The sequence below is a fragment of the Aliivibrio logei genome (genome assembly GCF_001691055.1).
In the GTDB taxonomy this organism is placed as follows: Bacteria; Pseudomonadota; Gammaproteobacteria; order Enterobacterales; family Vibrionaceae; genus Aliivibrio; species Aliivibrio salmonicida.
In genome coordinates, this window is the sequence record NZ_MAJU01000004.1 from 404,409 (window position 1) to 417,286 (window position 12,878).

12 protein-coding genes are annotated in these 12,878 nt (G+C 38.3%); 7 read left to right on the forward strand and 5 right to left on the reverse strand.

What is annotated here, in order from left to right; all coding sequences use genetic code 11:
- Position 1: 1 nt before the first annotated feature.
- Together bcsQ and A6E04_RS02060 are read right to left on the reverse strand one after the other, a co-directional pair.
- A complete protein-coding gene (gene bcsQ, locus A6E04_RS02055) occupies positions 2–772 on the reverse strand; it encodes a cellulose biosynthesis protein BcsQ (protein WP_065609646.1) in 771 nt (256 codons plus the stop codon).
- Positions 772–1,008: a hypothetical protein gene (locus A6E04_RS02060; RefSeq protein ID WP_065609648.1), complete on the reverse strand. Its 237-nt coding sequence runs from the start codon at positions 1,006–1,008 to the stop codon at positions 772–774. The genes bcsQ and A6E04_RS02060 overlap by 1 nt, the downstream gene beginning before the upstream one ends.
- Positions 1,009–1,289: 281 nt before the next feature.
- On the opposite strand from A6E04_RS02060, the gene bcsE reads away from it, so the two are divergent.
- From bcsE to bcsG, 3 genes are read left to right on the forward strand one after another with little or no spacing between them, the layout of a single operon-like run.
- Entirely contained in the window at positions 1,290–2,837 is a 1,548-nt protein-coding gene (bcsE, locus tag A6E04_RS02065; RefSeq protein ID WP_065609650.1) for a cellulose biosynthesis protein BcsE, read from the forward strand.
- Positions 2,838–2,841: 4 nt separating this feature from the next.
- Positions 2,842–3,018 carry a hypothetical protein gene (locus A6E04_RS21070; RefSeq protein ID WP_012552190.1) on the forward strand — a complete coding sequence of 59 codons (177 nt, stop codon included), beginning with the start codon at positions 2,842–2,844 and terminating at the stop codon, positions 3,016–3,018.
- Positions 3,015–4,640 (forward strand): cellulose biosynthesis protein BcsG, encoded by a 1,626-nt coding sequence (bcsG, locus tag A6E04_RS02070; RefSeq protein WP_065609652.1) that lies wholly within the window; start codon positions 3,015–3,017, stop codon positions 4,638–4,640. The genes A6E04_RS21070 and bcsG overlap by 4 nt, the downstream gene beginning before the upstream one ends.
- Positions 4,641–4,721: 81 nt before the next feature.
- On the opposite strand, the gene A6E04_RS02075 is transcribed toward bcsG, so the two are convergent.
- Positions 4,722–5,192: a NanQ anomerase/TabA/YiaL family protein gene (locus A6E04_RS02075; protein WP_065609654.1), complete on the reverse strand. Its 471-nt coding sequence runs from the start codon at positions 5,190–5,192 to the stop codon at positions 4,722–4,724.
- Between the two features lie 274 nt (positions 5,193–5,466).
- Here A6E04_RS02075 and A6E04_RS02080 point away from each other — a divergent pair, with 274 nt between their 5' ends.
- The 4 genes from A6E04_RS02080 (at position 5,467) to A6E04_RS02095 (ending at position 8,701) form a co-directional block, all read left to right on the forward strand.
- Positions 5,467–5,757 (forward strand): hypothetical protein, encoded by a 291-nt coding sequence (locus A6E04_RS02080; RefSeq protein ID WP_065609655.1) that lies wholly within the window; start codon positions 5,467–5,469, stop codon positions 5,755–5,757.
- A gap of 233 nt (positions 5,758–5,990) precedes the next feature.
- Positions 5,991–7,001: an AraC family transcriptional regulator gene (locus A6E04_RS02085; RefSeq protein WP_017021989.1), complete on the forward strand. Its 1,011-nt coding sequence runs from the start codon at positions 5,991–5,993 to the stop codon at positions 6,999–7,001.
- A 130-nt stretch (positions 7,002–7,131) separates the two neighbouring features.
- The gene (locus A6E04_RS02090; RefSeq protein ID WP_065609657.1) at positions 7,132–7,485 is read left to right on the forward strand and encodes an MFS transporter; all 354 of its coding nucleotides are present in this window, start codon (positions 7,132–7,134) and stop codon (positions 7,483–7,485) included.
- Positions 7,478–8,701, forward strand: a complete 1,224-nt coding sequence (locus tag A6E04_RS02095; RefSeq protein ID WP_065609660.1) for an HlyD family secretion protein — start codon at positions 7,478–7,480, stop codon at positions 8,699–8,701. Before A6E04_RS02090 ends, A6E04_RS02095 begins: the two co-directional genes overlap by 8 nt.
- Before the next feature lie 118 nt (positions 8,702–8,819).
- Here A6E04_RS02095 and A6E04_RS02100 read toward each other — a convergent pair whose 3' ends face one another.
- Together A6E04_RS02100 and A6E04_RS02105 are read right to left on the reverse strand one after the other, a co-directional pair.
- On the reverse strand, positions 8,820–10,586 hold the full coding sequence (locus A6E04_RS02100; RefSeq protein ID WP_017021992.1) for a sodium:solute symporter family transporter: 1,767 nt from the start codon (positions 10,584–10,586) through the stop codon (positions 8,820–8,822).
- 508 nt (positions 10,587–11,094) lie between these two features.
- Positions 11,095–12,867 (reverse strand): sodium:solute symporter family transporter, encoded by a 1,773-nt coding sequence (locus tag A6E04_RS02105; protein ID WP_017021993.1) that lies wholly within the window; start codon positions 12,865–12,867, stop codon positions 11,095–11,097.
- Positions 12,868–12,878: the final 11 nt, after the last annotated feature.

Consider the following 12,878-nt stretch of genomic DNA (forward strand, 5'->3'; position numbering starts at 1 on the left):
GTTATATACCTTCCATGGTTTTCGCGGAAAAATGAGTTAGAAGCCAAAACGCAAGTTCATTAAATCCCTGAGATATCTGACTGTGTGGCGCATACTCAATCACATTACTTAATTGTGAACAGGCATCAGGAATGGACGTATCGTGATGCAATAACATGGGTAAACACTGCTCAGCAAGTTCTTGTTTAAATACCAAAGAAAGATCAACACTGTTCTCACTAAGCGGCTGATAACCATTAATTAAGAAGTAAGGGTGATGACGTTGATTGAAGCATTGGAAAAAAGCACTTTGCTGAGAGTAAGTATAATTTTGAATATCGGCATTAATCACACACAGCACCATATCGGCACTATCAAGCAACGCGGTATAGCGATGGTGAAGCTCATTAACACTTGGCAATAAAATCAATTGCCATTCATCCGCAACCTCTGGTTGACTCGGAAAAACATCAAGCAAGCCATGAGGTAACTCAGCCAATTTTTGTGTCACGCTATCAATTTCATCCACCGTTAATGCCCCATAAGGAACAAAAGGCAGTTCACCACGACTTATATAAGCCGCATTTTTCCATGACTCTCCAGAAAGCCATCTCTTCGCCCATCCATCAGTGGTCGATAAATCTAACGCAAAATGCAGACGCATTAAATTTTCAGGACGCATATCAATGACATGAGCACGTTGCTCAAGTGCCACTAACGATTGAATTAAATTTGCCGCGACGGTTGTTGCACCAACACCACCACGTAGACCCGTGATAATTATTCTTTTCATTACGCTGACACTTCATTATTAATAGAATTATCATTAAAATCTGGGGTTAAATAATTTTTATTGTTTTGAGTTTTATTATTTTTTCCAATATGACTCTTGGACAGTAACTCTAATGCATTCCATGATTTTTTTATTTCTCTATAACGTTCTTCTTCACTTAACTCATTGTATGAACGCTCTTTTGTATCAAAGGCTGAAAATAAAACCGTTATATCCTGACTAAAGGGCTTAGCCATAAAGTAGTATCCTTGATTAGTGATGTAATAGCATTTAACGAACAATTAATTCTATTACATTAACGTACGAATATAATACTCACTAAACGTCTCGTATATGAGATTTGAATATAAATAGATAGACTTATAAATTTAAGATTAAATACATATTAAAAAAAAGAATATAAACTAATTTTCTCAACACAAGATATGACATTATATTAGTACAATATTGTATTTATTTTGTTATAAAATTATCTTAACAGTATATTATACTACGATTGTAATCTGAGTGAGAAATCATGATAACAAACAACTATCCACTTGAAAATAAAGATAAAAAACTAAAATCAAGTGTCTATACAACTACATTTAGCACTAGGGCTCCTATCTTAAATCATGTATCAACGTTAATAAAAAAAGAAAATACTCATACGTTTATATGTGCATCCTCACTCAATTCATTCACTAGCTCATTGAAAGAGTCTGACGTATTCACTTTTAAACATAATTTAAATACAGATTGTAAAAACATATTTTTCAATAAGAATAAAAGCTCTAATTCACTGAATCATGTATATAACGATATAAAAGAATTACATATAAAAAAGAACACATCAGTAATAATCATTATTCCTGATAGCATGTTGGCAACAAATTTGAAACATAAGGACGTTGTGTTTTTTGAACAACTGAAACAATTCGCTATAGACAAAAAACTCACTATCAATTTATTAATATATGGCCGAGACATTCATTTAATAAAAAAACTACTCAGTCAACGCCCTGATTTATGTGTCGGTTATTCAACCTTACAAAACATAGATAAAAACACCTATTTGTATCACGTTTATTATTGGGGATTGGACTCCGGAATGAAAAGCGAGAGTGAAACTTACCTTACCCTCAGTGATGAAAATTCACTCGTTGTACAGTCAAAAATAAATACAGATCACCCAACAACACTTCTTAATATAGATGATGAGAGTGCCATTTATATTTCAAAAACAGCCATTGAGAACAATCAAAAAATAGCCGACACCATGATATGTTCTCCAACAAATGAAGAGTTGGATCGACACTTAAGTGGCGTGTCTCGAGCAACCATCGTATTTAGCTGCTCAAAACAAGACGAAGTTCGCCAGTTAGGTGTCAGGATCTATCTGTTACGTAAACGCTTTGGCCAAAATATAAAAATTATCGTAAGAGAAATGCATTCCTGCTTACGCTATTCCGATGAGATGTACTTACTTCAATCTGGCATCAACCTTATTGTTCACTTTGGGACTCGATTCTCAAGCATGCTTAGCTCCATTGAGATCTTACGCGGCCAAGTATTGACTCGCCCACTTCCAAGTACCACAGAAGAGCTGCTTAATTTCAGTTTTCAAACCACAGAAATAAAAGGCTACATTAACAATGACGCTTTTATAAACTATACCAGAGAGCTTCTTAAGCACTTCGATGTGGCTCAAACTGAATTTGCATTGATTAAATTAGAGATCCTTCCCAATATTAAACCTCACTCTTATTTGAGCATGTGCAACATACAAAGAGAGGGAGATGTAATGACCTTATGCCACGATGCCATTTATCTTTTCTTGCAAGGGGTGCGCATGAGTGATCTCCCTATCGCATTGCATAATATTTTTACATTGCCAATTCGAGATATTTTCTCAAGCCAAACCAGTTTTACCACATCAGGAAGAGTGGAGCATGAATTGCCGAATATACTTGAACACCGCGTCAGTATTGATGATGAGTTAACTCCCACCGATAACGCCCCTTACACCTCGTCGGCTTCATCAGCACAACTTATTCTTGCGCAGCATAAACCGTTGGAGTTTTAACACGATGAATATTGAAGACTTTATACTCACCGCTCTGTTCAGCGGTCTTTCTGGTTTACTTATTGGCTATTTTTTACGAGATATCGCGACAGCAGTATGGCGCTTATATACCACGTACATCCGAAAGCCAAAACACTTAGTTAAATATCACTTTGAAGATAATGGAAGTTCAGATAAATGAAAACAAACGCATCTCAACACCCTCTTTATGGCCTTGGCTGGTGGAATATTTATTTCATCATTAAGATAGGCTTGTTTTCACAAGACATTATCAGCTTTCACCCGCTAGAGAACTTCGCACTCGTTGCCTTTTTACTTATTCCATTAACCCCTAAAGCACTAAAGGTAATGCGCCAATGCATCGCGATTCCTGCTGGATTATGGTTACTGCACTTTGACTCTTTTCTCCCCCCTTTAGACCGCTTATGGAGCCAGATGGGGCAGCTATTGCAGTTTAACCTTAGCTATCTTATCGAGTTATCAGGTCGTTTTATCTCTACACAGGCATTACTTGGTTTCTTTGTATTACTCTTTGCGTACTACTTTTTAAATCAAGTGTTCCGCATCTCTGTCTTTGTGGTTCTTGCTCTAATTTATATGAGTCTGCCTCAACATTTTTTTGCTGATCAACAAGAAATCCCCCTTGCCGCCCAGCAACCGGTCATTACACAAGTAACGACACCTTCGCTATCCAACAACGATGAAAGTGGTCCTGTGAATGACGCCGTATTAAACCAAGCCAAAGAGCGGTTCTTTAAAAATGAAGCACAACGTAAAGTGACGTTTCCAACCACTGCACCCTCCGCTAAGTTTGATCTTCTTTTCTTAAGTATTTGTTCTGTCGCTTGGGATGACATTGAAATTGCCGGATTAGAGAATCACCCTTTGTTTAAAGAGTTTGATGTGATGTTTGATAATTTCAGTGCTGCAACCTCTTACAGTGGCCCTGCCGTTATTCGTTTATTGAGAGCCAGTTGTGGACAAGAAACACACCAAGAGCTATTTTCTCCGCCATCCTCTAAGCAATGTTTCTTATTTGATGATCTTGCAAAACTAGGTTACCAAGAAAACCTATTGTTAAACCACGATGGTAAATTTGATGACTTCTTAGGGTTGCTTGAAGAAGATGGCGATTTAAAAGCCCCATTAATGTCACAAGCAGGATTAGTTCAATATCAATCCGCGTTCGATGGCTCACCAATATACCGAGACAAAGATGTCCTTAATCGCTGGTTAGGAGAACGAGAAAACGCAGAAGGTGGATCGACTGTCGCGCTTTATAACACCATTTCATTGCATGATGGCAATCGTATTATTAAGGCAAGTGGCAAAGTTGGATTAGTGAGCTACAAACTTCGATTGAAAAACCTACTTGATGATTTATACGGTTTCTTCCAAACACTTAAAGCCTCAAAACGAAATGTAGTTGTTATGCTTGTACCAGAACATGGCGCAGGGATGCGTGGTGATAAAATGCAAATAGCGGGTATGCGTGAAATTCCATCATCAACGATTGTTCACACACCAGTAGGAATGAAGATCTTTGGCGAGAACATTACTCGCACAGGAGAGACGGTTCACATTAATGCCGCATCGAGTTATCTCGCCGTATCAACATTGGTGAGTCGAATTTTAGAGCAGGATATTTACAGCAAGACAACGTTTGATCCAAAAGCCTTAACTCAGGGGCTACCAAAAACAAAAATGGTGGCACAGAACTCTGGCACAACAGTAATGGAATACAACAACAAACCTTACGTGTCTCTTGATGGCACAACATGGTCTGAATACCCAACAAAGTAAACCATTAAAAAAGCCCATGCTCTCAGCACTTTTTCAGTGGAGACATGGGCTTTTTTATTGATGTTTTTTTAATGTTATTAACTACACCAATAACGCGCTATTTACTTTAATGATCAGCTTCTTCACTGCCGCTGGCTTATCGTCAACCGCGACTAATGGGCGATGTGGTTGTTTAGGGTTAAAGATAATAAACTCTCCCGCCTCTAACGTTACAAATTGCTCATCTTTCACATCATTACTAAAAGCAATATCTTTCTCTTTTAAGAAGTCATCTTCAATCGACAATAATGGATGTTCGCTGTAGCCAAAGGTTTCAGATCCTTCCAATATCAACTGCACATCAAGGTACTTATGGTGGATTTCTGATCGACGATTTTCTTTCAGCTCTGTTTTATCATTCACAATAAAATACACAGATTCATCATAAGGCAATGGATAATTACCTGTTTCAACCTTCTCTGCCGTCTTCGCTTTCACGTATTGAATAATTTCAATAATAACAGGATGCAACGCTGTACCTTGAATATCGTCATTCCACTTTCCTTTAAACACGGTAACCCCTTAATATACTGAAAAATAAATAATTTATCTGCCTCAATGTTGTCTACATTTTGCTACTCTCTTCCTTTAATGTCTATGATCTATTCCATTTATCCCTCACTTACCTACCCATAATTTCTCATCTCACACGGCATTCTTACCCTTGATTAATATTAAGATGCCCATTCATCACCAATCCATTTGTTATACATTCACCATTAAGAAATAAACGCAAGATAACATTAATTATTCATATGGATGTGTTTAGCTGATAAAAGGGTTAACCATGAAATCAAGCAAACTGACATTCTTAGATAGAAAAATAATTACGTTACTTCAGGCAAGGGGTTTTATTAAAAACGAAGCGCTCAATTTATTGTCTTGTGAAGTCTATAATTTAAGCTACCGAGATCGCTCACAGATCCGAGAAGAACGTAAGCATTTTGGCGAGAAACACATGGATAAAACCATCCACAATATCATTGATATAAAAAGAGAAAATTACCTTTTAGCCTTGCTGAAACAAACCAATAATGTCATTGCAGGACAAACAGTAAATGAATGGCTTGCTTGTTAATTCATTTACTCCAAGAATTTAGGGTATTAATTAATTTTTAATAACTACTCAACTAGCCCAAGATGAGCCCTAAATATTAGGCCTATTTTTGATTAAATAGGCTTTTTTCATAGTAAAAAAAGAGAATCCCCTTCTAAATCAGTCTTTGATCATTCATCAACTCCAATCCCCTCTAGTTTCAAGCTTAATCCTTCTTTATAATCCTCTTTATTTGTTCGAGAAATAAGACAGTTATGGCAAAACAAAACGCAATTTACCTCGTTCGAGTGCATACAGCAAAAATGCTGATTGACCACGCGATGAAGCATTATGGCTTAGCCGTCACTGATTTTAATATGCCACCGAGTTTATTTAACTACGAACTGAAATTAATGCCACTTCGAGATCTTGAAACCTTACTGTGTAAGATAGAAAATTTAACTCAAGATCCGGCCTACACCGCTAAATTAACTCAGTCAAACAGCCTGAAACAGTTTGGTCCTTTTGTGCAATTATTAGCAAGCTCAACCAATTTAGGTATGGCAATAAAACGCATGAACACCATTCATAATGCACTGCAATCGGGAGTTCAAGTAAACATGCTGTTGAGCGGTTCGATCGTTAAATGGCGAATATTAACACCGACTCTTCTCCCTCAAGCTCGCATCCATGAAAGCATTTTGGCGGCAGGCTCTTTCTTACGTTTACTCAAACTGTTTCATGGAGACGATTACCAACCTATTGCTATTCATCTAGCAGGAACCCCAATAGGAAAACACGGTGAAATTGAAGCCATTTTTAATTGCCCTATCACATGGAACAGCCCAAATACTCAAGTTTGGTTTCCAGTAAAAGACATTACTTGTCCACGACGTTTCACACTACCAACACCGCAAGTAAAAGCCTTTACGGTAGAACAAGCAATGAGTTATATGCTTATTCCTCAACCTCAAGACCTTATAAAAGTGGTTTTTGAGCTCACAAAATACGCTCTTTTCTTTGGTTACCCAACACTTGAGTTCGTTGCCGATAAAGTCGGTATGAAACCACTCACTCTACAACGTCGATTACAAGAGCAAAGCATTTCGTTTACCAATGTTGTTCAGCACAGCGTATGCGATGAAGCCATTACATTAATGACCTCGCCACTTAGCATGGAAGAAATATCACAACGGGTTGGTTATAAAAATGTTGCTTCATTTTCAGTCGCGTTTAAACGACTCTATGGAGTCACTCCTCAGCATTACCGCAAAGAAAACCTTTAACGGTTAAGTTCAATAAAAATTTTAATACATCATTTATAATCAATTATTGATATAAACAAACACAAACCATCGTGTCTTCACATAATAAAACACATGCTGTGCGTTCATTATTATTTGAGGTTAGTCATTTATGAGTTTAGTCAGTATGCCTTTTGTTGGATCAGGTCAGGATCTGGGGCTACATGTTATTGCAAGCGTCGTCATGCTAGGAAGCATCATCGCTCTCGCTTATGGTTTCTGGAAACTTCATGAATTACCAATTAATAAAGCACACAGTAAACAACATCAACAAATAGGGTTAATTACCGCTCTCACCTGGATAGGTTTTGTCTGGCATTGGGTCTGGGTATTAGCCGTAATTTGTGCGTTTGTTGATGCAGAAAAAGCCTTAATCAAAATCCGAGATATTTGGCGTCAACCAACAACAGCTGTGACTAAAAATGCCGAGACTCAATCCACTCAAGAGGAGAGCCATAATGCTTGAGGGATTAGCCGTATGGGCACTGTTTATTTATTTGCTTCGAATGATAGGTATGCCTTGGAATAAATTTACTCAAAGTTTTGCTTATATTGGTGGCGGCTCATGGTTGTTATTTGTATGGGCTGGTTTATTAAACTATACACCAATGGATTTATCTGGTGGTTCCGTCGTCCAATCTCCTCACATTCAATTACGACCGGCAAGTACCCAGATTAAAGGCGCAGTCAAAACCATTTATATCAAACCAAATCAAGAAGTAAAGAAAGGCCAATTGGTGTATGAACTGGATGACGAGCTTTATCAAATTGCGCTTAATAAGGCGAATGTGTCACAAGAAGCGAGTGAAGTCGGTCTTGATGTCGCCAAACAAAATGTAAAACTCGCACACCAAGCAATTTCAGCATCTGAGAGTGACATTGTCGTAAGTCAAAAACAAATCGAATCTAAAAAACAAGATTTAAAATACAAACAAATCACGCTAAAACGCTACGTAGACCAAAATCGTAAAGTAAAAAATACGATTACACAAAGCGCATTAGATGAACAAGGCACGTTAGTTTCTATCGGTGAAATCGATGTTGCCAGTGCCGTTGCTCAATTAGACAAAGCAAAATTAGCAAACGAAAAAGCGATTTTGGATTTAGACAATGCAAAATTCGGTGTAAAAGCCAAAGAAAGTGAATTGGCTAATGCGAAAGAAAACGTCACTCAAGCACAATGGAATTTAGACAATACGAAGATCTACGCGCCTGCTGATGGCTATGTGACCAACTTCATTCTTCGTGAAGGTCAATATGTCGGCACTGTGCCTCGTATGCAAATGTACACAAATGAAAAATATGTATTGATGCGAGTTAACCACCAAGCTATTCGTAATGTCAAAGTGGGTCGCCCTGCTGAATTTTCAAGTGCGGTTTACCCTGGTAAAGTATTCATCGCGGAAGTAGAAGGTATTGTCGAAGCGACAGGAGAAGCACAAGCAAACCTGTTAGGTAGAGAAACCAATGTTCGTCAAACCACAGGATTAAACGTCAATAACAAGCACCATTTTGTTCGTTTGAAACTTGAAGAAGGCGAAGGTTATGATATTCCTGTTGGATCGGTTGGCTTAGCGTGGATCTCTGGAGAGAAGCCCGTTGGATTTATGGCTTTCTTAGATGTTATTCGAGGCATTATTATTCGAATGAAATCACAAATTTACTTCTTTTATTCATTGTAGACTTCTCCCCTTTATGCCTTGTGGTTTATCTCTCTAAAATCACGAGGCTTTTTATTCTTAATAAAAATAAAAGGCCAACCGGCTAAAAATGACGGTTGGCCTTTTTTATTTTATGTCACTAATTAACCGTTGTTGTGACTGGTTCTTCAATCTTATCGTCCACCGCTTTCACAAGCAGTAAGCCAACAGAGAAGACAATTAAACCACAGAATACAAATACCATACGGCCCCATAGTGGGTTTGGTAATGTAAACATAGCCATCACCCCCACACCAGCGACTGCGATTAATGAACCAAGCATGCGACGTTGTTTATTATCTAATATTTTCTGCTCTGCACTCTCTGAAACCAATGGTGTAGCTAGGTTTTCAAAGAACTTATCTACGTCTTTTTCGCGATGAGCCGCTAACGGCTTATAGAACAGTGTTGATAGTAAGAAGAACCCACCAGTAAATATCATATGAGCAATAAGACCGATTGCCACTTTAAGATCCGCCCACTCACGGCTAGTCAATTCGTTTAATCCAAACCAATTCTGTATCATATCTGCGGTAATAACAAAACCAACAAAGTACGATACAAAAGCACCAACGACTAATGTTCCCCAACCAGCCCAATCAGGCGTTTTGCGGATAAAGAAGCCAAGGAAAGCAGGAATGGTCATAGGGAAACCAATCAATGCACCTACATACATCATCGTATCAAACAAACTTAGCTCTTTTAATGAGTTAATAAATAACGCAACTAGAATAATCACTAAGCCAAATACAGTTGATGATATTTTTGAAACTAATACCAACTCCTTCTCAGACGCTTGAGGTCTAAGAATGATTTCATAAAAGTTCTTAACAAAAATGCCAGAGTTACGATTAAGACCTGAATCCATTGATGACATCGTTGCCGCAAACATCGCTGCAATAAGTAACCCAACCATACCAACAGGCATGTATTTCTCAACAAAGTAAAGGTAAGCAAAATCAGCCGCTTTACTTCCAGCCTCCGGATACTGTGCAGCAAGGTCAACGCCCTGACCGGCAATAAACCAACTAGGCATGAACCAAATAACGGGTCCAATAGACATTAATATACAAGCAAGTAACGCCGCTTTACGAGCATTATTAGAGTCTTTAGCTGCAAGATAACGGTACGAATTCAACATGTTATTGTTGATACTAAACTGCTTCAAGAAAATGAATACCGCCCAAATACCAAAGATACTCAGATAATTTAAGTTACCACCAGTAATAAACGAATCCGTTGGAAAGTTATGAACAATATTAGTTACACCGCCACCGTGATAAACAGCGACTACCGCACAAGTTACTGTGACTGCCATGATAATAACCATCTGCATAAAATCAGAGGCGATTACAGCCCATGACCCCCCAGTTACTGACATAACCAATACAACCAACCCTGTTAGGATAATTGTTGTTGTCATATCGAAACCAAAAATTCCAGAAGCAATAATAGCAAGTCCATTCAACCATATTCCTGCCGAGATCAGGCTGTTTGGCATCCCAGACCAAGTAAACACTTGCTCGTTTACTTTACCAAAACGCATACGAATCGCTTCTATAACCGTAACAACACGAAGTTGACGGAACTTAGGCGCAAAGTATAAGTAATTCATCAAGTAACCGAAGGCGTTAGCAATAAAAATAATTGCTACCGCAAAACCATCAGTAAACGCTTTACCTGCCGCTCCGGTAAATGTCCAAGCGCTGAATTGCGTCATAAACGCCGTTGCACCAACCATCCACCACAGCATGTTGCCGCCCCCGCGGAAGTAATCACTTGTTGTACTTGTAAATTTTCTGAACATCCAACCTATTGCTATTAAGAATAAGAAATAGACACCTACGATAAGAGTATTAAGTTCCATCTTTTTGACCTTTTTGTAATTATGTTTTTATTGACACTGATTATAATTACCAATAAAAACATTTGTACTACAATAATTCAAAATGGTGATAGGAATTGCTAATTTAATATTTATATAATCAGCCAAGTGATGCGATTCACAAAATCATAAACAAGCGTAATGACAAAATTAAAAAAAGGAGTAGATTACGGCAAAAAAACCATAAGAAACTGAAAGGAAAGTAAAAATAAAACACACCAATAAAAGATAAAAATAGGGATAAAATACAATAGAAGGAGAGTTTATCGCTTGCAAGCGAAGAGAAAACAGCAGAGACAGTAGAAAATAAATTATTTTGTAGGACAAATAAGCCCGGAAATTATAAGGATTGAGATATTAATCTTTAACGGCTTAATTGCCACTCAGACAACAAGATGAGTCATACCAAGCCTGAACAATGGACAATAAAAAGCCAAGCGCACATACTGCACGATTGGCTTTTGTATTTACATTTGATTAAAAAGAAAGGTTATTCTGTAATCACTTGTTGTTCTACTTTGTCATCAACTGCTTTAACTAATAAAACCCCCACGCCACCGACAATCACGCCACATAAGATAAAGACTAAACGTCCCCACATCGGATTAGTCAGTAATGCCATAAGCATGATACCCACACCAGCAACTGCAATTAATTTACCCAACATTTGACGCTGTTTGTTATCCAATATCTTTTGCTCTACTGACTCGGCGACAAGTGGAGTCGATAAGTTACCAAAGAACTTGTCTACATCTGCTTGACGCTTTTCTGTTAGCGGTTTATAGAACAATGTTGATAGCATAAAGAAGCCACCAGTTAGTGTGATATGCGCAATTAGGCCAATTGCTACCTTAACATCAGACCATTCACGGCTTGTTATATCTTGCAGACCAAAGGCCGTTGATACCATCTCTGGGGTGATAATAAAACCAACCACATAAGAAACGAAACCACCAACAACAAGCGTCCCCCAACCAGCCCAATCCGGTGTTTTCTTAATAAAAAAGCCAAGGAAAGCAGGAATGGTCATTGGGAAACCAATTAAGGCACCTACGTACATCATCGTATCAAACAAGCTTAATCCTTTAAGTGAGTTGATGAATTGTGCGATTAGGATAATAGCAAAACCAAATACAGCAGAAGAGATCTTCGATACCGTCACGAGCTCTTTCTCGGATGCTTGACCCTTACGAATAATTGGCTCATAAAAGTTTTTAACGAAAATACCCGAGTTACGGTTTAAACCTGAATCCATTGAAGACATGGTTGCCGCAAACATTGCCGCCACTAAAAGACCAACCATACCAGCTGGCATGTACTTTTCTACAAAGTATAAGTAAGCGAAATCTGCCGCTTTTTTACCGGCTTCTGGGTAAGCAGCTGCCAGATCAACACCTTGACCAGCAATGAACCAAGAAGGCATAAACCAAATGAACACACCACCCATCATTAGCACACAAGCAAGCAATGCCGCTTTTTTAGCATTCTTTGAATCTTTTGCTGCAAGGTAACGATATGAATTAAGCATGTTGTTCGTAATAGAGAATTGCTTAACAAAAATGAAAAATGCCCAAATAGTAAAGATACTTAGGTAGTTGATGTTGTTACCCCAAAGGAACGAACCGCCTTCTTGTACAGGGAAGTTATTTACAATTTCACCAACACCACCGGCTTGAACGACAGCAACAACAGCACATGTTACAGTTACCGCCATGATGATAACCATCTGCATAAAATCAGACGCAATTACCGCCCAAGAGCCCCCAGTTACCGACATGGCTAACACCACTAGACCAGTAACCCAAATCGTCATATTCATGTCGAAACCAAAAATACCCGACGCGATAATAGCCAATGCATTTAGCCAGACACCAGCAGATACAACACTGTTAGGCATTGAAGACCAAGTGAATACTTGCTCATTAGTTGCACCAAAACGCATACGAATCGCTTCAATAACCGTTACAACACGAAGTTGACGGAATTTAGGTGCAAAGTACGCATAGTTCATAAAGTAACCGAAAGCATTAGCAATAAAGATGACTGCAACGGCAAAACCATCGTTATACGCTTTACCTGCTGCTCCAGTAAATGTCCATGCACTAAATTGGGTCATAAATGCCGTTGCACCTACCATCCACCAAAGCATGTTACCGCCACCGCGAAAATAATCACTTGTTGTACTTGTAAACTTTCTGAACATCCAACCGATTGCGATTAGAAATAAGAAATAGATACCTACGATAAGAGTATTGAGTTCCATCTTTTGCCCTT